This is a genomic window from Actinomadura formosensis (genome assembly GCF_050948385.1).
GTDB classification, from domain to species: domain Bacteria; phylum Actinomycetota; class Actinomycetes; order Streptosporangiales; family Streptosporangiaceae; genus Spirillospora; species Spirillospora formosensis.
The window spans coordinates 287,461-311,844 of the sequence record NZ_CP192011.1 but is presented as its reverse complement, the minus strand read 5'-3'; the positions used below and the strand labels follow the sequence as shown (position 1 = coordinate 311,844).

Sequence of the window (24,384 nt, the reverse complement as noted above, 5' to 3'; positions counted from 1 at the left end):
CACGGTCGTGATAGGCGCCCATCCCCAAACCACCCGGAACCAGCCCAAGATCGAATTCAAGTGACCGGGCGGGAGGGGTGGAGCGATGCGGACCACGCGGCGGCCCAGGGAGGTGGCACGTGTCCTGGTCCGTTCTAGGGGGTGGGGAGCGCGGCTTTTTCGGATGGGCGGATCGTCCAGGCATATTGCGTGGTGGCGAGTACGCCGAGCAGGACGGTGGTTGCCGCCAGCAGGATGCGCAACTGGATGCCGGCGCCCAGGCCGATGATCGCCCAGGCGAGGAAGGTCAGAGCCGTGACGCCGTTGGCGACGGCGACGGCGCGGACGGCGGCGGGGGCGGGGCGGCCGCTCAGCCACCACAACACCACGGCCGCCAGGAGCAGGACGAATGCGACCACCAGCAACACCGGTGTGGACAGCCAGGACGGCACACGCCACCCGTCGGTGCCCCACAGTCCGTAGGCCAGCACCACGCACACCACGGTCAACACCGTCTCCAGCCCCGCGTCCAGGCGCAGCAGCCGGCGCACGCCAGAAGTCGTGGTGAATGTCGTTGTAGACGCCTCCATTGTGATTTCTCCCTTCCCGTCCGCAGTGTAGCGACTGCTACATGCGGTGTGAAGCGGTCGCTACACTGGCGTGCGTGGACCGCCGCACCGAACTCACCGAGAAGGCCCTCGACCATGTGCTCGCTCACGGGCTGATCGGCCTTTCGCTGCGCCCCCTCGCCGCCGCACTGGGCACCAGCGACCGCATGCTGATCTACCATTTCGGCAGCAAGGACGGACTGATCACCGCCGTGGTCGCACTGGCGAACCAACGATTCGCCGCGTCCTTCCAGGCCATGGCCGAGGCCGCCCCGCCCGCCCGAAGCCCCGGGGAATTCGTCCGCCACGCCTGGCGGGCGCTGACCGGCTCCGACGCCGCCGGCCCCATCCGGCTCTACCTGGAGATGTGCGTCCTGGCGCTGCACGAACCAGACCGCTGGAGCACCGCCCAGCAGCGGATACGCGAGCCGTGGCTGGCCATGCTGCGGGAGACCCTCACCGACCTCGGCACGCCGCGGGCGCAGGTCCCCGCCCTCGCCGACCTCATCCTCGACACCCTCGACGGGCTCCTGCTCAGCCGGCTCATCAGCACCGACCCCGCCCGCACCGACGCCGCCGCCGACGCCTTCGCCGATCTTCTGAGATAGCCGCGGGAACGCGACAGTCGCTACGCGGCGACCGGGCGTTGCGCCACGGCATTCACACGACTTCGCGTTCCGCTCAATGAGCCATGAGGGATTCGAGGGCGGCGACGGCGCGGGCGCGATGTTCGTCGAGGATTTCGACCGCGGCGTCGGCGTCGCGCCGGCGCAGGGCCTGCAACGTGGCCTGATGCTCGGCGACGACGCGCGAGCGGTTGCCGCCGTCGCCGTAGTAGATGGAGCGGTAGGCGTCGGTGGCGTCCCAGAGAGAGCCGATCAGCCGGGTCAGGCGCGGCATTCCCGCGTACTCGTACAGCGTCATGTGGAACGTGCGGTTCGCCTCGGTCATCTGGAGGATGTCGCCGGCGGCCTCGGCGCGTTCGACCTCCAGCTGTGCCTTCTCCAGGACGTCGAGGTCCTCGTCGGTGAGGTGCCGCACGGCCTGGCGCACCGCCTCGGCCTCCAGGATCTCCCGGATCCGGTAGACCTCGCGCAGGTCGTCCAGCGACAGTTCCTCGACGAAGTAGCCGCGGTGGGCGTGGTAGGTGACGAGCCCTTCGCCCTGCAGCGTCTTGAGGGCCTCGCGGAGCGGGACGCGGCTGACGCCGAGTTCGTCGGCGAGCGTGTCCTGCCGGATCGGCGCGCCCGGACGCAGCCGCCCGGTCGTGATGGCACGGCGGAGCTCGCCGAGAACGAACTGCTGGGCCGTGGGGGGTCTGCGCCGACCTTCCACCGGGTTCACCGCTCCAATATCTCACGGACCCAGGCGTCGTCCCGCCCGAGCGGCGGCGGCGCCAGCCGGTAGGCGGGCGGGGTGGCGCCGAGCCTGATCGGGTTGGCGACCTGGCCGACGCCGTCCACCCGGACGGCGGGGTCGAGGCCCAGCTCCGCGGCGAGGTCGAAGGCGGCGGCGATGTCGTTGATCGGCCCGCAGGGCACGCCGGCCTCGGTGAGCGCGGTGAACCATTCGTCGGCGGTCCGCCGGGCGAGGGACCGGGTGAGCGCCTCGACGAGCGGTTCGCGGGCCGCGACCCGGCCGGCGTTGGTGGCGAAGCGGGGGTCGTCGGCGAGGTCCGGACGTTCCAGCACCCGGCACAGGACGCGGAACTGGCGGTCGTTGCCCGCGGCGATCACCATCGGCCGGTCGGCGGTCTCGAACACCTCGTACGGGACGATGCTGGGATGCCGGTTGCCCATGGCCTGCGGCACCGCACCGGCCGCGACGTACGCCGACGCCTGGTTGACCAGCGCGGACAGCAGCGAACTCAGCAGTGAGACCTCGACCCGCTGGCCTTCGCCGGTGCGGTCGCGGTGCCGCAGCGCCGCCAGCACGCCCAGGGAGGCGTGCAGCCCCGTGATCACATCGACGAGCGCGACACCGGTCTTGGTCGCGCCGTCGCCGGTGACGCTCATCAGGCCGCCGACGGCCTGCGCGATGAGGTCGTAACCGGGCAGCCCGGCGCCCTTGTCCGCGCCGAATCCGGTGATGGAGCAGTAGACCAGGCCCGGATTGAGCTCGCGCGCCCGTTCCCAGCCGAGTCCGAGGCGGTCCATCGTGCCCGGCCGGAAGTTCTCCACGAGGACGTCCGCGCGTGAGACGAGCGCGCGGGCCACCTCCAGGTCGTCCGGGTCCTGGAGGTCGAGCGCGATCGACCTCTTGTTCCGGTTGACGGAGAGGAAGTAGGTGGCCTCCCCGTCGGCGTAGGGCGGGCCCCACGAACGGGTGTCGTCGCCGCCTCCGGGGCGCTCGACCTTCACGACCTCCGCGCCGAGATCAGCCAGCAGCATCGTCGCGTACGGCCCGGCCAGGACCCGGCTGAAGTCGGCGATGAGCACGCCTGAGAGTGCCCTGTCGCTCATGCGGGCACCACACAGCACGTTGTTCCGTCGCCGGCGCGCCGACCGTCCATCAGGTTCGAGATATCCACACCTCGTGAAACTAGCGGGAGAGTGATTGGATAATCAATACTGGATCCAATCTACCCGGAAGTGAGGCGTCATGAGCATGCGACCCCAGACCCACCCGACCGCGCTGTTCGCCGTCGACGGGCTGCTGACCGAGGAGGAACGCGACATCAGGCAGGCGGTGCGGCGGCTGTGCGCCGACCAGGTGCGCCCGAACCTGGCCCGCTGGTTCGAGGAGGGCCGGCTTCCCGCGCACGAGCTGGCCCGCGAGTTCGGAGCCCTCGGCCTGCTCGGCATGCACCTGGAGGGATACGGGTGCGCGGGGCTCGGCGCGGTCTCCTACGGGCTCGCCTGCCTGGAACTGGAGGCCGCCGACTCGGGGGTGCGCAGCCTCGTCTCCGTGCAGGGCTCCCTCGCGATGTACGCGATCTGGCGGTACGGCAGCGAGGAGCAGAAGAAGGAGTGGCTGCCCGCGATGGCGGCGGGCGAGAGCATCGGCTGCTTCGGCCTCACCGAGCCCGACTTCGGCTCCGACCCGGCCGGGATGCGCACCCGCGCCCGGCGCGACGGGGACGACTGGGTGCTGGACGGCACCAAGATGTGGATCACCAACGGCTCCATCGCCGACATCGCCGTGGTCTGGGCGCAGACCGACGAGGGGATCCGCGGGTTCCTCGTCCCGGCCGGCACGCCGGGGTTCACGGCGAACGACATCGAGGGCAAGCTGTCGCTGCGCGCCAGCGTGACCAGCGAACTGGTGCTGGACGGCGTGCGGCTGCCCGGCAGCGCGCTGCTTCCCGGCGCCCGCGGCCTGGGCGGCCCGCTGGGCTGCCTGAACGAGGCCCGCTTCGGGATCATCTTCGGTGTGCTGGGCGCCGCGCTCGACTGCCTGGAGACGACGATCTCCTACGCGTCGGACCGCGAGATCTTCGCCCGGCCGCTCGCCTCGTTCCAGCTCACCCAGCAGAAGCTCGCCGACATGGTGCTGGAACTGGGCAAGGGGCTGCTGCTCGCCGTGCACCTCGGGCGGCTCAAGGAGGCGGGCTCCCTGACGTCCGACCAGGTCAGCGTCGGCAAGCTCAACAACGTGCGCGAGGCCCTCGACATCGCCCGCACCTGCCGCACCGTCCTCGGCGCGAACGGCGTCACCCTGGAGTACCCGGTGATCCGCCACGCGGCCAACCTCGAATCGGTGCTCACCTACGAGGGGACCTCCGAGATCCACACCCTCGTGATCGGGCGTGCGCTCACCGGACACAGCGCCTTCGCGTGACCGATCCCGCCGGGCCGGCGCCGCCGGCCCGGCCGGGTCCGGTGGGCGCCCCGGCGGGGCCACGCCTCAGCGGGGCGGCAGCCGGCCGACCTCCACGAGGGCGGCGTACAGGTCGGCGATCAGCATGGGCTGGCGGAGGGTCCCGCCCAGCAGCGACTCGGCGCGCCCCAGCCGGTAACGCAGGGAGTTCGGATGCAGGAACAGTGACTTGGACGCCGCGGAGACGTCCAGGTCGTGTTCGAGGAAGGCGGTGACGGCGTCGAGCAGCAGCGGCTGGCCGGACAGCGGCGCCAGGAAACGCTCGGCCCGCCGCCTCCGCTCGTCGCCGTCGGCGGAGGAGAACATCCACGCCGAGATGGTCAGGTCCTCCCACCACCGGACACCCGGCTGTTCGTCGTCTTCGCGCGGGCCGCGCATCCGCAGGAACATCGCGCTCTCATGGGAGAGGTTGAAGTCCCCCAGCCTGGTCACGCCGCGGCCCACGAGGACCGTCATCCCCGTGATGTGGTCCAGCAGCCCGTGCAGCGTCTCGTCCGAAGCCTGCACCAGCGCGATGGTCCAGTCCTCCTGCCGCAGGGACAGATGCGGGATGCGCATGTGCACGAGGCTCTTCGACAGGTTCTGCCACGCGAGGTGCGGGTTCCGCTCCGCGGTCACCAGCAGGACGCGCCGGTCCTCCCCTTCGATGAAGCCCAGAAGGCCGGCGCGCTCGACCAGGTCCTCCGAGTAGGGCCGTCCTTGCAGCAGCCGGACGAGCAGCTCGTGCTGGAGCGTGCTCAGGTGCGCCGGGCTGAGGTCGTGCGTGCCGTGGAGGAACGAGGCCAGATTCGCGACCGCCCTGATGAGGGGGACGTCACGCGGGTCGGGGTCGTGCTGCCAGGAGGCGAGGATCCAGCCGTAGCGGCGGCGGCCGTAGGCGATCGGGAACGCCATCGACGTCCTGCCGCCCGGTGACGGCAGGGTCACTATGTCGTCGTGCGCGGCCTGTTCGAGCAGGCCGAACAGCGAACGCGGGAGCCGCGCCGGTTCGGGCCATGTCTGCGTGCCGGCCTCGTCGGTGATGCTCAGCCGGGCCGACACCAGCATCCCCAGCCGCCGCATGAGCGCGTGTTCCGGGCTCTCGTCCGGCGGGTGGTCGAACGCCTCGGTGATGCCGGCCAGGTGGGCGTGCGTGTCCACCATCTGCTGGAGGAACTCGGGGTCGTCCCGGAGCGCGCAGCGGCGCACGTGGTCGATCACGTCGACCACCGCGGTCTCCAGCGGGATCTCGAAGACGGGGAAGTCCAGCCGTTCGCCCTCGTCGATCAGCGCCGCCGGCACGCCGCGGGTCTGCACCCCGCTGGCGTAGCCGAGCGCCGCCATGCCCCGGCCGGCGAGTTCCCGCACGAGCGCGCGCTGCGCCTGGACGTTCGCCCGCAGCCGCATGCCGGTGGTGATCACGATCCAGCCGGGGGACAGCCAGCGCGTCGGTTCGGCGATCTCGACCGAGTGCGCGCCCAGCGCGACCGTCGTGGACGCGCGCGCGTGGGCGGTGTGCAGGACCAGGCCGAACCGCGGCACGGCCATCAGGTCCGACAGCAGCACGCCCCCGCGCCGCGGACGGGGCTCAGCCGGGACGGGGACCTGGTCGGACATGGTGTGTCCTCTCCGCGCCCAGGTGGGGTCGCGTGCCGCACCGGCTTCGGAGATAACGAGAAATGGTCTGCCGCTCTTCGTGGTCGGCACGATGTGCGGCCATGCCGGGCTCGCTGACACTTCTGGGACCGCCGGTGCTCTCGGGTACCCCGACCTGGAGGAATCCAATGACAACCACTACAGACTCTCGCGGTCCCAGGCGATGGCGTCGCCGGGGCGCCACGGTGGTGACGCTGCTCGCGATCGGGGCCCTGGCCGGGTGCCAGTCCCAGACGTCCGAGGGAAGCGGTGGCGGCACCGACTCGTCCGTCCTCTCCGAAGCCGCCGCCACCGTGAAGCAGGCGTCCGCCGAGGTGACCTCGGGCGTCCCGGAGTCCTCGCCCCCGGCGCTGAAGCGCAAGTCGGTCGTGCTGATCCCGTGCGCGCAGGCGGGCGAGGGTTGTGCGCAGCCGGCGGCCGGCGCGAAAGCCGCTGCCGAGGCGCTCGGCTGGAAGGCCACGGTCATTGACGGGAAGGGTACCGCCGACGGTCAGAGCGCGGCAATCCTGCAGGCCATCAGCCTCAAGCCCGACGGCATCGTCACCTTCGCGGTGGACCCGTCCAGCGTGAAGGGGGCGGTCGAGCGGGCCCGCAAGGCCGGCATCAAGATCGTCGCGTCCTCGTCGCCGCCGTCCGACCTGGTCGACTTCGCGGACAACCCGACCAAGGCCGCCTGGGTGAAGACCGGGGAGATCGCGGCCGATCTGGTGATCTCCAAGAGCGAGGGGCGCGCGAAGGTGGCGCTCCTGACCGACAAGGAGTTCGCCGCCGTCAACCAGCGCACCGACGCCTTCGCCGCGCGGATCGGCAAGTGCGGCGGGTGCGAGCTGGTCGGCACCTCGAACTTCAACTTCTCCGAACTCGGCACCGGGGTGCCGCAGCTCGCGCAGCAGATCGCCCGGCGCAACCCCGGCCTGAACGCCGTGTACGTCCCCTACGACGCGGCGGTGCCGCCGGTTCTGCAGGGTCTCAAGGCCGTCGGGGCGACCGACGTCATGGTGATCTCCGGTGACGGCACGTCCCAGGCCATCCAGTGCATCCGGGAGAAGTGCGGCCAGACCGCGACGGTGGCGTTCGCGCTGGACTGGATCGGCTGGGCGGACATCGACGCGATGAACCGGCTGCTGCAGGGCAAGGACCCGGCGCCCGCGGCGGAGCAGGTCCCGGTCAAGCTCATCACCGCCGAGAACGTGCCCGCCCAGCCCGGCACGTGGAACGGCGACCTCGACTTCCGGCCCAAGTACCGCCAGCTGTGGGGGATCGGTTGACCTCCGGCGACGAGCCGCTCGTCCGGGCCAGGGGACTCCGCAAGGAGTTCCCCGGCCAGGTCGCCCTGCACGGGCTGGACCTGGACCTCATGCCCGGCAGGGTCCACGCGCTCGTGGGCAGCAACGGATCGGGCAAGAGCACGTTCATCAAGATGCTCGCCGGCGCGTACTCGATCGACGCCGGCACGCTTGAGGTCATCGGGCAGCGGGAGGCCCGGATGAGCCCGGCACGGGCCTACGTGCTCGGACTGCGGTTCCTGCACCAGAAGCCGACCGTGTTCCCGGCGCTGACCGTCGCCGAGAACATCGGACTGGCCTGCCGCTTCGTCACCAGCGGACGGATGCGCACGAACCGCCGGGCCGAGGAGGCGAACGCGGAGGCCGCGCTCGACTTCATCGGTTTCCGGCTGGACCCGCGCCGTGCCGTCGGCACCCTGTCCCCCGTCGGACGCACCATGGTCGCCGTGGCCGCGGCCCTCCAGCATCCGGAAGGGGCGCCACGGCCGCGTGTGCTCGTCCTCGACGAACCCACCGCCGCGCTGCCCGAGCACGAGGTGGAGCTGGTCTTCGACCTGGTCCGCGCGGTGACCCTCAACGGGATCAGCGTGCTCTACGTGAGCCACCGCCTTCCGGAGGTGGTCGAACTGGCCGACCACGTCACGGTCCTGCGCGACGGGGCCAGGGTCCATCATTCGGCGGCGGCCGATCTCGACCACGGCGGGCTCGTCCGGCACATCGTCGGCGAGGAGCAGCCCCGGCCCGGCACCCCGGTGCGCGGGACGCCGGTGCACGGGACGCCGGCCCCCGCCGCCGAGCCCGACCGGCCCGCGCTGGACGTGCGCGGGGTCGAGACCGCGCGGCTCTCGGACGTGACCATCCGGCTGAACGCGGGAGAGATCGTCGGCATCGCCGGCCTGCTCGGCACGGGACGGTCCGAACTCCTGAACGTGCTGGCCGGGGCCAGGGCGCCCCGCGCCGGCCGGTGGTCGGTGCGCGGCCGGTCCGTGCGGCCGGGCGACATCCGCGACGCGCGCCGCGCCGGGCTGGCGCACGTGCCGGAGGACAGGGCGGGCCAGGCCCTGTTCCCCGGCCTGCCGGCGAGCGCCAACCTGCTGCTGCCCGACCTGAAGAAGATCACGAGACGCGGTCGCGTCCACCGCGGACGCGAGGCCGCCGAGGCGGCGCGGCTCATGGACGCCCACGACGTCAACCCCCGCGCCCCCATGCAGTCGATCGCCACCTTCAGCGGCGGGAACCAGCAGAAGGCCGTCATCGCGCGGTGGCTGCGGCTCGACCCGGCGGTCCTCCTCGTCGACGAGCCCACCCAGGCCGTCGACGTGAAGGCCAAGTCCCAGATCCATGAGGCGATCCGGCGCTATGCCGCCGGAGGCGGCGCGGCGCTCGTGGTCAGCTCCGACTTCGACGAGCTGGCCGCACTCTGCCATCGGGTACACGTCATCCGAGGACGGTCACTGGACCTCCAGCTGAGCGGCCCCCGGCTGAGCGCGCAGGCACTCCTCGACGCGGTCAGCTGGGAGCCCGCGCACGATGACGAGCACCCCCCGTCCGCGACCGTGAGAGGTGCCTTCGGTGCATGACGTCCAGAGCGTCCCCCTCGGGGGAAGAGCATCGCTGCTGCGCAGGCTCAAGGCGATCGGGCACCCCCGGTTCCTCGGGCTCCAGCTGCTCGTCGTGCTGACGGTCTTCTTCAGCGCGATCTACAACATCACCTTCTTCAGCGCCGACAACTACCGGGCGATCGCCTCGAACGAGTCGGTCGGCATCATCCTCGCGATGGCGCTGCTGGTGTCCCTGGTCATCGGGCATTACGACCTGTCGATAGCCAGCGTCCTGACGCTCTCGATGATCACGGTCACCGGGCTGCTGCAGGAGTTCCAGCTCAACCTGTGGACGGCATGCCTGGCCGGGGTGGCGACGGGCCTGCTCGTCGGCGTCGTCAACGGGATCGCCGTCGCGGTGTTCAGGGTGAGCTCCCTCGTCGCGACGCTGGCCACCGGCAGCATCGCCCTGGGTATCGCCCAATGGTGGACCAACGGAAGGCTCTTCACCGAGCACATCCCGTCGTCCTTCACCGACCTCGGGAACTCCGAACTGTTCGGCGTGCCGGTGATCTTCGTGCTGGCGCTCGTCATCGCCGCCGCCGTCTGGTGGGTGCTGGAGCAGACGCCGCTGGGCCGCTACCTGTACGCGCTCGGCGACAACCCGTCCGCCGCCGACCTCGCCGGTCTGCCCACCCGGGCGCTGACGATCGGGACCATGGCCGCCGGAGGCGCGCTGGCCGGGTTCGCGGGGGTCGTCGAGACCGCCAAGCTCGGCGCCGGCAACCCCACCATCGGGACCGCGTTCCTGCTCCCGGCGTTCACCGCCGTGTTCCTCGGCGCGACGATCATCAGGATCGGTGTTCCGAACGTCGTCGGCACCATCATCGCGGTGCTGCTGATGGCCGTGCTCGTCGCCGGTCTCAACCAGTCCGGCCTGCCGTTCTACGTCGAGCCCCTGCTGAAGGGGGCGGTTCTGCTCTTCGCGGTCGCCATCACCCTCAAGGGGCACGGCGGCAGGGCGCGGTGAGCGAGCGGATGAAAGAGGGGGAGAACGAATGCTGATCGATACGAACGCGCTCGGGACGGTCATCGAGCTGTCCCACGAAATGGCGCGGGGGATGCCGAACCACGTTTCGCACCCCGAGTTCAACCTGGTGCCCTACTACCGGCTCGGCGACTTCGAGCTCGACGACGGTTACTGGGGATGCAACGAGCTGCTCCTGATGTCGGGGCACTCCGGCACGCACCTGGACGCGATCGGGCACGTCGCCACCCACGGCGCCGTCTTCGGCGGCGTACCCGCCGCGGACGCGCAGCGGGGCATCGACGGGCTCGGCGCGCACGGCATCGAACAGGCGCCCGCCTTCGTGCGGCGCGGCGTCCTCCTGGACGTCGCCGGCCACCGCGGAGCCGACATCGTCGATCCCGCGGAGGCCGTGACCCGGCAGGACCTGGAGGACGTCGCCGGGGCCGCGGGAGTGGAGATCACGACCGGGGACTGCGTTCTCGTCCGGACCGGCTGGGCGGCGCACTGGACGGACCCCGCCGCCTACATGGGAGGCACCACCGGGACGCCCGGTATCGACGTCGCCGCCGCCCGATGGCTGGCCGACCTCGGCGCGAGCGTCGTCGGCGGGGAGACGGCCGTCGTGGAGCACCATCCGGCGGGCGGCACCGCCCTGCCCGTCCACCAGGAACTCCTCGCGGGCCGCGGAGTCCACCTGCTGGAGAACATGGACCTCGGCGGCCTTCGCGGCGTCACGACGTTCCTCTTCCTCTGCCTTCCGCTGCGCATCCGGGGGGCCTCCGGATCGCCGGTCCGTCCCGTGGCGATCGTCGCCGGGGAGAAGCCGTGACCGCCGACGCCGATCTCGTCCTCGATGACGCCGTCGTCCACGGCACGGGCCTCGCGGCTCCCGCGAACGCCATAGCCGTCAAGGCGGGCTGGGTGGTCGCCGCCGGCGACGCCGCGCGTGCCATGACGGCCCGCCGCAGAATGTCCCTCGGCGGGCGCACCGTCATCCCGGGTTTCCACGACGGCCACGTCCACACCGGGCGGTTCGGGATGGGGCTCCGCCAGGTCGACCTCTCCGACGCCACCTCCCTCGACGAGGTCTACGAGCGCGTCGCGCGCCGGGCCGCCGAACTGCCGGCCGGCTCCTGGCTGATCGCGCACAGCTACGACCACACGGCGCTCGGCGACCGGCACCCGTCGCGCGGACCGCTCGACCGTGTCGCCCCGGGCCATCTCGTCTGGCTGAAACACCGCACCGAGCACATGGGCGTCGCGAACTCGCGGCTGCTGGCCCGCGCCGGCGTCGACCGCTCCACCCGTGTCGACGGCGGCACCGTCGACCTCGACGCCGACGGGGTGCCCACGGGACTGCTCGTGGAGACCGCCCAGGCGTTCGTCAACGACCTCATCGTCCCGGTCTCGCACGAGGAACTCGTCCAGGCGATCGACGCGGCGCACACCCACTACCTGTCCCAGGGCGTGACCTCCTGCCAGGAGGCGGGCGTCGGCGGCGGCTGGATCGGGCTCAGCCCGGACGAGGCGCTGGCCTACGAGGACGCGCTCGCCCGGGGGATGCTCCGGGTGCGCACCGTCCTCATGCCGAGCTACGAGGTACTCGAACCGAGCGGACCGCACGGTGAACTGCGGCTGCCGGACCACCTGCCCCACTATTTCACCGACCCCCTGCTGCGGTGGGGGCCGGTGAAGATCTTCGCGGACGGTGCGCTGAGCACGCGGACGGCGGCGGTCACCGAGGACTTCTGCCACCACCCCGGGCAGACCGGCCTGCTGCAGGCGGAGCCCGAGACGCTGCGAGACCGCATCGTGGCGGCGCATCGCAGCGGCTGGCAGATCGCCACCCACGCCATCGGCGACCGGGCCATCGACGTCGTGCTCGCCGCCTACCAGGAGTGCCTGGGGCACCGCCTCGACGATGATCCGCGGTTCCGGATCGAGCACTGCTCCGTGGTCCGCCCCGACCAGGTGACCCGGATGGCCGCGCTCGGCGTGGTCCCGGTCATGCAGAACTTCTTCGTCGAGGCGCTCGGGGACGTCGCCGAGGCGAACCTCGGACCCGACCGGGCGCGGTGGTGCTACCGGCTGCGTTCCCTCCTCGACCGCGGCGTCCCCGTCGCGAACAGCTCGGACCGTCCCATCGCCGAGGGCGCACCGTTGCGGGCCCTTCACCGGATGCTGGTACGCCGCACCGCCTCGGGAGCGCCCTTCGGCGAGGAGGAGCGGATCGACCCGCTCTCGGCCCTCAAGGTCGCCACCTGGAACCCCGCGTTCGCATGCCGCATGGAAGGAGAGGTGGGCCTGCTCCAGCCCGGCTACCGCGCCGACATCGCGGTGCTCGACGACGACCCCGTCACGGCCGATCCCGACCGGGTCGGCGCCATCACGGTCGCGGCCACCTTCGTGAACGGCGAACTGAAGTACGACGCCATGGGGACGGGCCATCCGATCGAGTGAGGCCGACGCGGGGATCTGATCAGCCCCCGAATGATCCCCGCCCTCTTCTCCCCCGGGCGAAGCCCGCCCGGCATCTGACGGTCGCCCCTGCCTTGAATCCCCCCGCTACAGAGAGATGCCCTGTGGAAATCCTCAACTCGTTGCTCGACTCCCCAGCGCCCGAGGTGGGGATCGGCACCGCCCGCGACCTCGCCGGCACGCTGTTCGGCGTCAGGGGAACGGTGCGCCGCCTGGCCGGTGAACGCGCCCAGAACTTCCACATCGTGACCTCGGATGACGGGGAGTGGGTCCTGAAGGTCGCGCACCCCCGCGACACCGCCGGCGTGGACACGCAGGTCGCAGCCCTCCAGCATCTCGCCGAGCACGCCCCGCGGCTTCCGGTGCCGCGTCCGCGGCTGCCGCTCGGGCCCGCGCGGCTGTCGGCGGCCTGGTCCCAGGTCACGCCGGACGGGGTTGCCGAGCGGCGGGTCCAGATGTGCAGCTTCCTGCCGGGACGCACGGCGTCGGCCGAGCGGGTCGGCGCCGCCCAGCGAACGGCGATCGGCCGTACGCTGGCCCTCCTGCACGAGGGCCTGTCGGGCTTCGATGCCACCGCGGCGCCGCCGAGCCCGTGGAATCTCCTGGAGTTCGCCGCCGTCCAACGGCTGGTCCGCGCTTCGATGCCGCCCCACGTCCCGGACGAGCACGCCGGGGAGCTGGAGCACCTGACGGCGCACGCACTGCCGATCCTGCACGAACTGCCGCGTCAGGCACTGCACAACGACTTCAACCCGAACAACCTGCTCCTCGACGGCGACCGCGTCAGCGGGATCATCGACTTCGGTGACCTCGTCATGGCGCCGCGCGTCCAGGACGTCGCGATCGCGGCCGGCTACCGCATCGCGGCCGACGGGCATCCGCTCGCCGGCCCCGCGGACCTGGTGCGCGGATACCACCGCCATTCGGCCTTGAACGGGGGCGAAATCGCGTTGCTGCGCGATCTCATGGCCGCGCGGCTGCTGAGCGTGCTCGCGATCGCGGCGTGGCGGGCCGAGCAGGACCCGAGCAACGCCGCCTACCTGCTACGGAACGTGCCCGCCGCCCGCTCCGCGCTACTGCGGCTGTCCACCGTCGGGTGCGATGAGGCGGCGGCCTATTTCACAAGGAGCCTGTCCTGAACACCCACCGAGACCTACTGGACCGCCGCGGCCGGGTCCTCGCCCCGTCCTACCGCACGTTCTACCGGGAACCGCTCCACATAGTGCGGGGTGAGGGCGTGTGGTTGACGACGGACGACGGCCGCGCTCTCCTCGACGCCTACAACAACGTCCCATCGGTGGGGCACGCCAACCCGCGGGTGCTGGCAGCCCTGTGCCGTCAGGCCGCCGTCCTGAACACCCATACCCGCTACCTGCACGAAGGCGTGGTCCGCTACGCCGAGCGTGTGACCGCGGACATGCCGCCCGGCCTCGGCAGCGCCGTCTTCACGTGCAGTGGCAGCGAGGCGAACGATCTCGCCCTGCGGATGGCGAACGCGTGGCACGGCGGCACCGGGGTGATCGTGACCTCCAACGCCTACCACGGCGTCACGGCGGCGGCGGCGCAGGCGTCGCCCTCGCTGGGGCCGGTCGCGCCGCACGTCCGGACGGTCGCCCCGCCCCTCGGGGACGAGCCGGCGGAAGCATTCGCCGCCGCCGTCGCCGCCGCGGCGGCGGACCTGCATGCGGCGGGTCACGGGCCGGCCACGCTCCTGGTGGACTCGGTGATGGCGTCCGACGGAGTCATCACCGACGCCGAAGGCGCGCTCGCCGCCGCGGCCGAGGCCGTCCGCGCCGCCGGCGGTCTCTACGTCGCCGACGAGGTACAGGCGGGCTTCGGGCGGCTGGGACGGATGTGGGGCTTCCAGCACCACGGAGCCGTTCCGGACATCGTGACCCTCGGCAAGCCGATGGGGAACGGGCACCCGATCGGCGGGCTGGTCGCCCGGACCGACATCGCGGACCGCTTCGGGCGGCGGACCCGCTATTTCAACACGTTCGGCGGGAACACCGTCTCCGCGGCGGTGGGGCTGGCCGTGCTGGACGAGATCGAGGATCGGAACCTGGTCGGGCATGCCCGCACCGAGGGCGCGCATCTCGGGTCGGCTCTCGCCCGCCTGGCGGGCCGCCATCCTGCGGTGGTCTCCGCCGTCCGGGGCACAGGGCTCTACTACGGGATCGAGCTGCGCGACGGCGCCGCCAGTTCCGCGGCCCTGACGACCGCGGCCCTGGAGGGACTGCTCGCCCGCGGCGTCCTGGTCGGACGATGCGGCCCCGCGGACAACGTCATCAAGGTCCGCCCCCCGCTCGTCATCGCGCCGCCGGAACTGGAACTGCTCACCGACGCCCTGGACGCGACCTTGGCGGACCTCACCACACCGTGACGTCGCGACGCCGGGCGTGAATTTTTGCACAGATGATCGCCCGGTGCACCGCAACATACTGATAACGGAAGCGGACGGCCCATAGGATCGCGGGCACGGGCGGGAGGGGCTGATCGGTGGAGTCGGAGCCGTGGGGGGTCGATGACTTCCCGGCCTCCCTGCTGGGGCGGGTCGACCGGGTCCGGCTGCTGGAGGTCGGCGGCGAGGTGGTCGTGTTCCTGGCGCGGCCGGCCGGCGGCTGGTGCCCCGGCGCCACCGAAGTGGTGATCAAGGTCAGCAAGGCGTCCCGGGCGCAATTCGACCAGCTGCGGCTGCTGTCGCTGCGGGGTTTCGCCAGGCACGTCCCGCGGATCCACGACTACGGCGACACGGTCATGCGGGGCGTGACCGTCGGGTGGATGGCGCAGGAGTACTGCCCGCACGGCTCACTGCACGACGTGATCCACGGGAGCGCGCCGCCCGCCGGGGACGCCGAACTCCGCCGGATCATCGCCGAACTCGCGGAATGCCTGAACTTCTGGCTCGGCGACCTCGGGCTGACGCACACCGACGTGAAGCCGGCGAACGTCCTGGTGCGCTCCCGGGACCCCTACGAGCTGCTGATCGGCGACTTCGGGGGCACCGCGCGGGACGTCCGGAACAGGGCGGCGGAGGAACGCGTGTCGACCACCCTCTCCTACGCCTCCCCCGAGACCGTGCACGGCCGGCGGGGCGCACCGGCCGCCTGGTGGGCGCTCGGGATCATCGCCTACGAGCTGCTCCTGCACCGGACGCCTTACGCGGGGATGACCGCCGGCGAGGTGAAGGAGATGCTGCGCGCGGGGCGGCGGCCCGCGCTGACCGGCATCGGTGATCCGGACTGGCGGCGGCTGATCGAGGGGCTGCTCGTCGTCGAGCCGCGGCGGCGCTGGGGCTATGACCAGGTGGCCGCGTGGGCGGCCGAGGAGAACCGCCCGGTGCGCTTCAACGGCCGGACCTACCGCAGGATCGAGCATCTCGTCGACGACCTGGAACTGAACTGGGGGACGGGGGTCGGCTGGCTGGCCGCGAACGGCGGCCGGGTCGCCGACTGGCTGGTCGAGCTGGGCGCCGGCGCCGACGAGGTGCGGTACCTGCGCGGCCTGACACCGGGCCGGGCGGCACGGGCGCTCGGCAGGCTGACGGCGCGGGTCCTGCCCGATGTGACGCCGCGGTACCGGGGGCACCCGATCGACGCGCAGGGGCTGCTCGGGCTCGCGCAGCGCGGGGAGACGGAGAAGCGGCTGCTGCGCAGGGCGCTGGAGGACGGGGCGCTGGACTACGCGGCCGCGCATCGCTGTGCCCATCAGGGCTGCCGGGAGCGGTGCGCCGTGCTCGACCGGGTCCGCGCGGAGGTGCCCGAGATCGTGGAGCGCGTGGAGGCGAAGCTCGGCTGGCTGCACGACCGGGTCATCCGAAGCTACCGGGGGGCGGCTCCGGCCGAACTGCCGTCCGAGCGCGAATGGACGATGCTGTGGGCGTGGGCGACCGAGATGACGCTGTGGCCCGAGGCAGCGGTGCGGGCGCGCGCGCTGGCCGCGGGGGTGCCCGCCGACGTGTCCTGGTGGCCCGGCCTCCGGCGGACCGCCGATACGGCCGATCCGGGCGGTGTGGAGGGACGGGCCGACCTCGTCTTGACACTGCTGCTCGCCGGCCACGCCCGGCGCGCCGTCGCCCTCCGGTAGGCCCCGGCCGGGACGGGGGAGACCTCAGTAGAACTGCGGCGGCTCGTCCGGCTCGTCCATGTCGATCCTCGGCAGCAGCCCGGTCATGCTGAACAGCGACAGCAGCGGGCGCAGCACCCGCTTCGGCCCGAACCCCTCGTCCGGGAACACCGTCGCGTCCTGCACCGGCTTCGAGACGCCGGAGGCGGAGGCGAAGTGGATGGTGACCTGGGAGCCGGACTCCAGGGGATCCAGCCACAGTTCCGCGCCGTGCCGGCGCAGGAAGGCGCCGGCGTCCACGCTCTCCCTCAGCATGCTGCGCAGGTCGTCGAGATCGCTCTCGTCCTTGCGCCCGAGCCAGCGCGTGACGGTGTCGTCATCGTCGAGGCCGTCCAGCACGTCGGACTTCGTGACGACGATGACGGCGGGGGGAAGCCGGCCGGCGCCGTCGGCCCGGGTCTGCCGCAACTGGGTGATCGCGTGCGTGAAGCCGGGGTCGGGGACCCAGGAGTTCCAGCCGCCGCCGGACCTGAGCGCGCTGCCGTCCGCGACGTAGATGACCGCGTCGGCCACGCTCATGAACGGCGTGTCCTCGTAGCTGTACCTCCGGTAGTGCTCTCCGGGGACGTCGAAGAAGCCGACCGCGTGGGTGCGGCCCGTCTGCCTGCTGGCCACCCGGAGCGCGTAGGCGAACTCGGGCTGTCCCGGCCGGGTGCCCCCGAGGACCTCGTGGCGTTCCAGGAACGGGCGGACGCGCTCGTCGTAGAAACGCTGCCGCAAACGCCCGTCGAGCGGCTCGATCCGCAGCTCCCGCGCGATCAGGGACCGGCGCCGTTCGAGTTGGGCGATCATCGCGGTGAGCAGGTGCGTCTTGCCGGTCGCGGTGTCGCCGACCAGGCCGATGACGAGCGGCTCCAGGTCGCCGTAGTCGGCCGGCAGCAGGTGCGGCTCGCCGTTGCCCCGGCACTGCCGCATGGCGCCGAGCGTCCGGTGCCGCCACCGCGTTTCCGGCTCGTCCGGCCCGCGGGTGAGGACGTCGGGACCCTCCGGCGTCTCCTTCACCAGCGGCAGCTCACCGTAGTCGGACCAGTCGAGCTGGTTCAGGCAGTACGGGCAGATCGTGAGGTCCCGCGCCGGGTAGCCGGTGAACGGGGCGGTCATGCGAACACCACCAGGAGAATCAGGGCGACCAGGATGATCGCGGCCCAGACGAGCGGGTGCGGACGGCGTGTCCCGTTGGCGCCGACGCGGAACGGGAAGTCCGCCGGAAGGGACGGCAGAGACGGCAGGGTGCCGGGTTCCGGGCGGCGGGGCACCGCCGGGCCGGACAGCGGCTCCGTGCCCGCCGGCCGGTCGGGCTGGCCGTGCATGCTCTTCATCCTCTCCCCGAGGTACTTCCTGAACTGGCTGTCCTCACGGTCGTCCGGCCGCGGGGGCGGCGGGGGCGGGGGCGGGCCGGCGCCGATCTCGTGCGTCTTCTCGGTCTCCTCCCCCGCGTGCTCACCGTCCTTCTTCCCCCAGACGTCCTCGGCCGTCGCCGCGGGACGGTGGACGGGACGCGGCCAGGCCGCCATGCGGGCCAGCAGTTCCTCGGCAGTGGGGGACGCCCCCTCGTACACGGGCCGCAGCACCGTGGCGAGGTCGGGGCGATGCGCGGTCAGATGGCGGAACTCCTGTTCGGGGGAGACGCCTCCGCTCCGGTATCCGAACGACGAGTCCTCGCCGGTGGCGAACCAGTAGAGCAGCCCGGCCGCGTTCCGCACGTCCCGGAGGAAACCGTCGTCGCCGCTCGTCTGGGTGGTCGCCGTGCTCAGGTCGGCGATCTGGAGCCCTTCGCCGTCCCAGAACACCGTGGTGGACGAGATGGCGCCGTGCACGTACTTGTGGTCCGCCAGCACCTTGAGCGCGGAAAGCAGGTCGTACGCCGGCTGCCAGAGCTGCTCCATGGCGGGCACCGTCGTCGAAGCCCTGCGGGCCAGCATCCGCCCCCGGCGGGTGTGCACCAGCACGGCGTCGCCCTCGTCCGGGTCGAGGTCGTGGCCGAGCAGTTCGGGGAACCGGCCGTCGTTGCCGCCCGTCCAGCCCAGGACGCTGAACACGGCGACCTCGTTCTCGAGCGCGCGTCTCCCCAAGGCGCCGCGGGCGACCTTGTAGAGGCAGTCGACCTCCGGGCAGGCGGCGCTGCGCACGGTGCCGTAATGACCGGTGAACCGGCTGCCCCTGGCTTCGCCGCCGTCCAGGGTCAGCGTGAACTCGATCCGCTCGCCGGCGGCGCCGGTGCCCGTCAGCAGCCGCGTGATCTCGGTGGTCACCCCGTCACATCCCCGTGTCGATCAGTTCTGGTAGAAGAAGACGATGAGCTGGACCGAGCCGTTGCCGTCGCCGCCGGTCCAGGCCGCCCGGTAGATGGCCTCCCGGAAGCGGGCATTGCCGGACTTGATGGCCGCGGCCGCCTTCCGGCCGAGGACGACACCGCTGCCGGTGTCGTCCCTGGCGCCGTAGACGAGGTAGAAACCGACCTGAAGGTTCTGCCTGAGCTGCTCCTCGCACTTGGCACGCCCCTCGGCGTCCCGCATCTCGGGCCCGTGCAGCCAGGACGGATGCCTGCGGTGCAGCGCCTGGTCCACCTTGGCCAGCAGGTCGGCGCGGGCGTCGCCGCTGCCGCCGATCAGGCCGTCGGCCCGGACCGGGATCATGAACTCGCAGAAGTCCTGGCCGAGCACGCGCGGCCCGGTCGGCGTCGGCTGGTCGTCGTCGGGGGTGCCGGTGGTGAGCTGGGCGCGGGGCTGCACGGCCATGGCGACCAGGAACAGCACGAGCATCAGGTCGGCGAACAGCCAGCCGGCCAGATGGGCCGCGCCGAACCGGGAGGCCCGCCGCGAACGCCGGGACGCGCGCCGGCTCACCGCGGCGCACCTCCGCCGGTGCCGCGCGCGTAGGCGACGAACTCGCGGGACTCGGCGACGAGCGCCTCCAGATGTTCGAGCGCCGTGCTCAGCCGGTCGGTTCCCGCGACGAGCCGGACCACCGCGCCGCTGATCAGCTCCTGGTCGGCCTCCTGGTAGCGCCGGACGGTGTCGGCGTGGTCGGTGCTGGCGAGCGTCGCCTGCCTGACCTGCGAGACCAGGGTGTTCAGTTCGCCGCGCAGCTCGCGCTGCCCGGCGGCGATGTCGTCCTGCAACGCCCGGAACGCCTCCAGCGTCTCGGCGGGCGCCTGCATCGAGGCGAGCGCCCGCTCCAGCGCCTCCGACTTGTCGATCCAGACCTGGATGGCCTCCTCGATGCGCCTGCCGGTGCCGGTGTCCAGCGCGGCGCGGATCTCCTCGGCGGTGCCCGCCAGCCGGCCGATGAGCCCGCCGATGCTGGCCTCCATCCGCTGGATCAGCGCACGGAGGTCCCGGTAGGACACCTGGTCGCCCGGCGCCTCGGTGAGCAGGTGCGACGCCAGCGCCAGGTCCTGGGTGATCTGCGCGTGCTCGGCCTCGTAGCGGGGCCGGTCCAGCCGGTTCTCGCACGCGTTCACCGCGATGGCGAACAGGATCACGGCCGCGACGAGGAGCACCACCCACCAGGCGGTCTTCGACAGCGGATCGAAGTCCTGGACGCCCCGGGCGATGTGGTCGGGCCGGAACGAACCGGCCTGCCAGCCGAGCAGGAACGAGGACTCGCTGCCCGCCTTGCCGTAGGCGCCGAGCGCTTCGTGCAGCTTCAGCCAGGTGACCAGGATCGGCACGAAGACGAGCACGTCGCGCAGCAGCCGGGCCCAGAACAGCAGGAGTTCGAGGAGGCGGGACGGCGCGGGCTCGGGCAGCAGCGCCTCGGCCGGGTAGGCGGTCACGAGGTCGACGCCCGCCAGGCGCTTGCCGCTCGCCGGGTGGAGGTCGTCGGCCAGCCGCCGGAGCAGCAGCGGGCCGGTCGCGTCCGTCCCGGATGCGCGTTTCAGCGCCTCGGCGGCGTACCCGCCGAACCGTTCGCTGATACGGAGCAGCCGGTCGTCGGAGGTCAGCAGATCCGGGGCGGACGGGGGACCGGTGACGACCGGGGCCGGTGAAGATGCCATCAGGGGTTCTGTCCTGTCGCCGGTGTCTTGGAGGGGGTGACGGTCGTGGTCACGGTCACGGTCGGGGCCACCTTGGGCGGCGGGTCGTCGTCCGGCCCGCCGCCGAAGATCAGGAAGGAGAGGAGGAGGGCCAGCGCGAGGGCGGTGATCCCCCCGCCGATGAACAGGTTGCGGCCCGCCAGGAGCGTGAGCAGCGCGTTCCGATCGGCCGGCGGGGATTCCTCCACGTCGTCCAGGAACGGGTCGTCGCGTTCTGGGACGCGGTGCTCCTCCGGGCGGGTGCCGTCGCGGAAGGACGCGTGCTCCGGTTCGCGGTGGGACGTCGAGGGCGCCGGGTTCGGGATCGTGACGTACTCGACCTCGACGCCGTGGTGCGGGCCGCGGGTGATCCGGTCGGCCAGGACGTCCGGGAGCCCGAGTTCCCTCGCCCGGCGGCGTGCCCCGTCGAGCAGGACGGGCAGCACCGCCTCCTCGCCGGCCATGTCCAGGACGGCCGCCACCAGCAGCGGCGGGCCGTCCAGCGCGAGCAGTTCCCGCACCTCGGCGACGCTCAGCCCCGCCCCGGCCCCCGCCCCCCGGTCACCCGTCCGGTAGGCGATGCGGATGAAGAGCTCGTAGGCGTCGAAGCGATGCTCGGGCGTGCTCTGCCAGGCCGACTCGACCAGCTCGGCCAGGAAGCGGTTCGCCAGCAGCGCCTTGCGGTTGAGGGGCCGCTCGTCGATACTGTGCCGGCGGTCGTTGAGGAGGGCGCAGACGGCCACGAGCAGACCCGGATACCCGGGCCTGCCGGGCGGCCCGGCCAGTCCCGTGATCAGATCGGCACTGCCGAACCTCTGGAGCAGCTCCTCCAGGATCACCTGCGGCGCGTTCCTGCTGTAGGCGTGCGCCGCCACCTGGAAGACGAGGTCGCGCCGCCCCACCACGGCGGCGACCGCCGGCCAGGGCCGGAACTCGGTCGCCGCCGCGTCCACCGGCAACGCGCTCAGCACCGGCCCCAGGTCGTCGATGGGGGTGCCGTAGGCCAGGTGCAGGACGATCCGGTAAAGCTCGGTCTCCTCCTCGGTGGTCGCGTCGCCGGCGGTGACCAGCCGGTGGATCGTCTCGTGGAACGTCCTGGTCTCCAGCAGCAGCGCGCGGACCTTCTCGTCCCCCGCGCGGTCCCGGGAGACGCGCCACCGGTCATGGGCGGCGTGCATGAAGTGCCGGGCCGCGCGGCTCTGGCCGTCCGCCGCCAGCTGCGCGGCCCAGCGGAGGACATCGTCCGGCGGCATACCGCGCAGCACCTCGCCGATGGTGGGGTCGGCCGTCAGCTCGACCTCGAACCAGAGCGCGAAGTACACCGCCGCGTACCGGTGCGTCGGGGTGACCTCCGCCAGCCCGCCGAACCAGTTCGCGAGGACGCGGGACGCCTCGGTGGCCGTGATGCCCAGCCGCCGCGCCGCGTCCGCCAGGTGCTCGGGCGCGTCCCGCGACTCGCCGGCCTCGGCCAGGTACCGTTCCGCCGCGATGCCGCGCAGCGTCCGGCCGGCGTTGCCCAGGCCGGGCGGCGGGCCGGCGGCCCAGCGGTCCAGCCGCCCGGCGAGTTCGGCCACGCCGGCGTGCCGCAGCTCGGCCCGCATCCGTTCCTGCCCGGACGGCCCGTCGAGATGCCGGCGCGCGTCGTCGTCCAGCGTCCCGTCGAGCGCGCGGTCGATGAGGTCCAGCACCTTGGTCGCCCGCTGGTGCTCGGCCTCCACCCAGTCCAGCAGCGCGGCGGGGGTGCGCGGCGGGCGCTGCGGCGGGGTCAGCGAGGCGGCCGGCAGGGCGGCGAGCAGCGCCGCGGCCCGACTGAACCGGGGGTCGCCGCTCGCCGCGGTGGTCAGCGGGACCCGCCCGCGCCGGGCGTCGTCGGTGTCCAGCACCAGCAGGCGGGGTTGCAGCTCCTGCCGGGTGACCTTCGCGCCCAGCATCATCGTCCACGGTGCGTCGCCGGCCGCCCCGTCCAGCCGGCGCACCAGCCCGGCGACCAGGTCGAGGTCCTCCGGCGCGATGTCGGCCAGGTAGCGGTCGGCGGGCGCGCAGAGCACACCGGCCAGCAGCCCCGCCAGCGGCTCGGGCCGCACCGGCAGCGCCTCCAGGTCCGCGGCGGCCGGCTTCCAGAGCTCACCGGCGTCCAGGTCGGGCAGGGACCCCGGCAGGCCGGGGATCCGCTCGGGCGTGACCCAGCCCGGCCAGCGGTGCAGGCCGAGCGCCAGCCACGCGTCCACCGCGGCGGCGGGGCCGACGAGCGCGTGGACCAGCTGGGAGATCCGGCCGTTGGCGTCCCGGGCCGGCAGCAGCCGCAGCACGGCGCCGTGATCGCCGCGCCGGCCCAGCCGCAGCGCGCCCAGCGCGACGCACTCGGCCGCGCCGTGGTGCCACTGCCCGACGGCCACGTCGCCGCCGACCAGGCGGTCGTTCCACCGCCGCAGGCCGTCCGGGTCCAGCGAGGTGGCGACGGGGCCGAGGCCGCTGCCGCCGATGAGCAGCCGGTCCGACCAGGCGAAGACGATCTGGTCGACGCGGCCGACCCGGTTCGGGGATCCGGTCGTCATGAGTCCTCCGGTCCGGGGCCGAGGCTCTCCCGTGGGAGCACGCCCTTCATCGCGAGCAGGGACAGCAGCGGGCGGAGCACCCGCTGGCGGCGGAACGACTTCTCCGGGTACTCGCCGTCCTGCGCCTCGACGCCGGTGGCCGAGGCGAAGTGGAGCGTGGAGTCCGCGCACTTCTGGACGGGGACGAGCCACGACTCCGCCCCGCGCGACTTGAGGAAGGCGTAGGCGTCCTCGGACTCCCGCTCGACCGTGTGCAGTTCGAGGTCGTCCCTGCGGCCGAGCCACTGGTCGACCTCCTTGAACACGCGCAGCGTGTCCGACTTGGCGACCACCATGGCGGCGGGGATCGGCAGGAACTCCCGGCCGCGCCCGGGGTGGACGTGCGCGAGGTGGGACAGCACCGCGGTGAACCCCGGGTCGTCGGTCCGCCGGCCGTGCCTGACATCGAGGCCCCACCCGTCCGCCACGAAGATCAGCGCGTCCGCGATGGCCATGAAGGGGGTGGACACGGCGGTGTCGCCGCGGGTGAAGATCTCACCGGGCACATCGAAGATCAGGAGTGCGTAGCTCTCCCCGCTGTGCCCGCTGGTGATCCGGTACGCGCAGGTGAACTCCACCTTCTCGTTGAAGAACCGGGTGGGCGGCGGCACCTTGCGGTCGTTCAGGAGGCCGAGCTGGTGCCGGGCGAACAACTCCTGCTGCAGGCGCGGGTCGAGCGGGAGCACGTCCAGCCGGTGGGAGATCTTCAGCGCGGACTGGCCGAGTTCCTCCGTCATCGCCCACAGGAGATGGGACTTGCCCGAGCCGGCCTTCCCCACCATGCCGACGATCAGCGTCGTCAGGCCACCGAGGGAGGCCGGGATGAAGTGGTCCTCCGCGGTGTTCTCGCAGACCCGCCAGGCGTGCATGGTCCGGTTGCGCCAGCGGACCTCGCTCTCGCCGGGCTCGCGCCGCAACGCGATCTCGTCTCCGTCCTCATCCCGGTTCACCAGGGGGGCGGTGTCCCAGTCGAACTCGCTGAGGCAGTACGGGCACACCATCGTGCGGCCGGGTGGGTCATCGGGCGGGCCCGGCTTGCGGGGCCGGTGCGAGGACGCCGTTTCGGCCGCCGGGGGGTCGTCGTCCTCGGGCACCGCCGGGCCCGCTCCGGGGGACGGCGGCGGAGGCGGTTCGGCCGGCTGCTCGGGCGGCGGGGGCACCGTGACGGGGGTGTCGGCCAGTGCGTCCCCCGACCCGATCGGCGGCATCACGTAGGGCGCCTCGTCGCGCTTGGGCGGCATCTTCGGACGCGGTGCTTCGAGATCGCTCAC

At 72.5% G+C, this 24,384-nt stretch carries 20 protein-coding genes; 10 read left to right on the top strand and 10 right to left on the bottom strand.

All coding sequences use genetic code 11. The features are described 5' to 3' along the window. Positions 1-134: 134 nt before the first annotated feature. Positions 135-569: a hypothetical protein gene (locus tag ACQP1N_RS01475; RefSeq protein ID WP_433228661.1), complete on the bottom strand. Its 435-nt coding sequence runs from the start codon at positions 567-569 to the stop codon at positions 135-137. A gap of 74 nt (positions 570-643) precedes the next feature. On the opposite strand from ACQP1N_RS01475, the gene ACQP1N_RS01470 reads away from it, so the two are divergent. Then, complete coding sequence (locus ACQP1N_RS01470; protein WP_433228659.1) at positions 644-1,195, top strand: TetR/AcrR family transcriptional regulator; 552 nt, start codon at positions 644-646, stop codon at positions 1,193-1,195. A gap of 73 nt (positions 1,196-1,268) precedes the next feature. Here the strand turns inward: ACQP1N_RS01470 and ACQP1N_RS01465 are convergent, their stop codons facing one another. Then, positions 1,269-1,931 (bottom strand): GntR family transcriptional regulator, encoded by a 663-nt coding sequence (locus tag ACQP1N_RS01465; protein ID WP_242608542.1) that lies wholly within the window; start codon positions 1,929-1,931, stop codon positions 1,269-1,271. Next, positions 1,928-3,049, bottom strand: coding sequence for a CaiB/BaiF CoA transferase family protein (locus ACQP1N_RS01460; RefSeq protein WP_433228657.1), 1,122 nt, complete (start codon positions 3,047-3,049; stop codon positions 1,928-1,930). Before ACQP1N_RS01460 ends, ACQP1N_RS01465 begins: the two co-directional genes overlap by 4 nt. Before the next feature lie 139 nt (positions 3,050-3,188). Here ACQP1N_RS01460 and ACQP1N_RS01455 point away from each other — a divergent pair, with 139 nt between their 5' ends. Next, positions 3,189-4,367, top strand: a complete 1,179-nt coding sequence (locus ACQP1N_RS01455) for an acyl-CoA dehydrogenase family protein (RefSeq protein ID WP_067795264.1) — start codon at positions 3,189-3,191, stop codon at positions 4,365-4,367. Positions 4,368-4,433: 66 nt separating this feature from the next. Here the strand turns inward: ACQP1N_RS01455 and ACQP1N_RS01450 are convergent, their stop codons facing one another. Beyond that, positions 4,434-6,002 carry a PucR family transcriptional regulator gene (locus ACQP1N_RS01450; RefSeq protein WP_433228655.1) on the bottom strand — a complete coding sequence of 523 codons (1,569 nt, stop codon included), beginning with the start codon at positions 6,000-6,002 and terminating at the stop codon, positions 4,434-4,436. 224 nt (positions 6,003-6,226) lie between these two features. Here ACQP1N_RS01450 and ACQP1N_RS01445 point away from each other — a divergent pair, with 224 nt between their 5' ends. From ACQP1N_RS01445 to ACQP1N_RS01410, 8 genes are all read left to right on the top strand, one after another. Next, complete coding sequence (locus ACQP1N_RS01445) at positions 6,227-7,309, top strand: sugar ABC transporter substrate-binding protein (protein ID WP_165488290.1); 1,083 nt, start codon at positions 6,227-6,229, stop codon at positions 7,307-7,309. Beyond that, complete coding sequence (locus tag ACQP1N_RS01440) at positions 7,306-8,907, top strand: sugar ABC transporter ATP-binding protein (protein ID WP_067795273.1); 1,602 nt, start codon at positions 7,306-7,308, stop codon at positions 8,905-8,907. Before ACQP1N_RS01445 ends, ACQP1N_RS01440 begins: the two co-directional genes overlap by 4 nt. Beyond that, complete coding sequence (locus tag ACQP1N_RS01435) at positions 8,900-9,898, top strand: ABC transporter permease (protein WP_067795277.1); 999 nt, start codon at positions 8,900-8,902, stop codon at positions 9,896-9,898. The genes ACQP1N_RS01440 and ACQP1N_RS01435 overlap by 8 nt, the downstream gene beginning before the upstream one ends. A gap of 28 nt (positions 9,899-9,926) precedes the next feature. Next, positions 9,927-10,727, top strand: coding sequence for a cyclase family protein (locus ACQP1N_RS01430; protein ID WP_067795279.1), 801 nt, complete (start codon positions 9,927-9,929; stop codon positions 10,725-10,727). After that, positions 10,724-12,358 carry an amidohydrolase gene (locus ACQP1N_RS01425; RefSeq protein ID WP_433228653.1) on the top strand — a complete coding sequence of 545 codons (1,635 nt, stop codon included), beginning with the start codon at positions 10,724-10,726 and terminating at the stop codon, positions 12,356-12,358. The genes ACQP1N_RS01430 and ACQP1N_RS01425 overlap by 4 nt, the downstream gene beginning before the upstream one ends. 140 nt (positions 12,359-12,498) lie before the next feature. Next, the gene (locus ACQP1N_RS01420; RefSeq protein ID WP_165488291.1) at positions 12,499-13,515 is read left to right on the top strand and encodes a phosphotransferase; all 1,017 of its coding nucleotides are present in this window, start codon (positions 12,499-12,501) and stop codon (positions 13,513-13,515) included. Positions 13,516-13,613: 98 nt separating this feature from the next. Beyond that, the gene (locus tag ACQP1N_RS01415) at positions 13,614-14,759 is read left to right on the top strand and encodes an aspartate aminotransferase family protein (RefSeq protein ID WP_433228651.1); all 1,146 of its coding nucleotides are present in this window, start codon (positions 13,614-13,616) and stop codon (positions 14,757-14,759) included. A gap of 116 nt (positions 14,760-14,875) precedes the next feature. Continuing rightward, entirely contained in the window at positions 14,876-16,462 is a 1,587-nt protein-coding gene (locus ACQP1N_RS01410; RefSeq protein ID WP_067795292.1) for a protein kinase domain-containing protein, read from the top strand. A 24-nt stretch (positions 16,463-16,486) separates the two neighbouring features. Here the strand turns inward: ACQP1N_RS01410 and ACQP1N_RS01405 are convergent, their stop codons facing one another. From ACQP1N_RS01405 to ACQP1N_RS01380, 6 genes are read right to left on the bottom strand one after another with little or no spacing between them, the layout of a single operon-like run. Beyond that, positions 16,487-17,602 (bottom strand): TRAFAC clade GTPase domain-containing protein, encoded by a 1,116-nt coding sequence (locus ACQP1N_RS01405; protein ID WP_433228649.1) that lies wholly within the window; start codon positions 17,600-17,602, stop codon positions 16,487-16,489. Continuing rightward, positions 17,599-18,753, bottom strand: coding sequence for a hypothetical protein (locus tag ACQP1N_RS01400; RefSeq protein ID WP_433228648.1), 1,155 nt, complete (start codon positions 18,751-18,753; stop codon positions 17,599-17,601). Before ACQP1N_RS01400 ends, ACQP1N_RS01405 begins: the two co-directional genes overlap by 4 nt. Before the next feature lie 21 nt (positions 18,754-18,774). After that, positions 18,775-19,347, bottom strand: coding sequence for a hypothetical protein (locus tag ACQP1N_RS01395; RefSeq protein WP_433228647.1), 573 nt, complete (start codon positions 19,345-19,347; stop codon positions 18,775-18,777). Continuing rightward, positions 19,344-20,501: a hypothetical protein gene (locus tag ACQP1N_RS01390; RefSeq protein ID WP_433228645.1), complete on the bottom strand. Its 1,158-nt coding sequence runs from the start codon at positions 20,499-20,501 to the stop codon at positions 19,344-19,346. Before ACQP1N_RS01390 ends, ACQP1N_RS01395 begins: the two co-directional genes overlap by 4 nt. Then, positions 20,501-23,074 carry a hypothetical protein gene (locus tag ACQP1N_RS01385; protein ID WP_433228643.1) on the bottom strand — a complete coding sequence of 858 codons (2,574 nt, stop codon included), beginning with the start codon at positions 23,072-23,074 and terminating at the stop codon, positions 20,501-20,503. The genes ACQP1N_RS01390 and ACQP1N_RS01385 overlap by 1 nt, the downstream gene beginning before the upstream one ends. After that, positions 23,071-24,384: a hypothetical protein gene (locus ACQP1N_RS01380; RefSeq protein WP_067795312.1), complete on the bottom strand. Its 1,314-nt coding sequence runs from the start codon at positions 24,382-24,384 to the stop codon at positions 23,071-23,073. The genes ACQP1N_RS01385 and ACQP1N_RS01380 overlap by 4 nt, the downstream gene beginning before the upstream one ends.

Bases quoted from the DNA above. Each gene is read 5' to 3' on its own strand.
- ACQP1N_RS01450 (WP_433228655.1), bottom strand. From the start codon at position 6,002: ATGTCCGACCAGGTCCCCGTCCCGGCTGAGCCCCGTCCGCGGCGCGGG.
- ACQP1N_RS01475 (WP_433228661.1), bottom strand. From the start codon at position 569: ATGGAGGCGTCTACAACGACATTCACCACGACTTCTGGCGTGCGCCGG.
- ACQP1N_RS01385 (WP_433228643.1), bottom strand. From the start codon at position 23,074: ATGACGACCGGATCCCCGAACCGGGTCGGCCGCGTCGACCAGATCGTC.
- ACQP1N_RS01455 (WP_067795264.1), top strand. From the start codon at position 3,189: ATGAGCATGCGACCCCAGACCCACCCGACCGCGCTGTTCGCCGTCGAC.
- ACQP1N_RS01405 (WP_433228649.1), bottom strand. From the start codon at position 17,602: ATGACCGCCCCGTTCACCGGCTACCCGGCGCGGGACCTCACGATCTGC.
- ACQP1N_RS01390 (WP_433228645.1), bottom strand. From the start codon at position 20,501: ATGGCATCTTCACCGGCCCCGGTCGTCACCGGTCCCCCGTCCGCCCCG.
- ACQP1N_RS01430 (WP_067795279.1), top strand. From the start codon at position 9,927: ATGCTGATCGATACGAACGCGCTCGGGACGGTCATCGAGCTGTCCCAC.
- ACQP1N_RS01460 (WP_433228657.1), bottom strand. From the start codon at position 3,049: ATGAGCGACAGGGCACTCTCAGGCGTGCTCATCGCCGACTTCAGCCGG.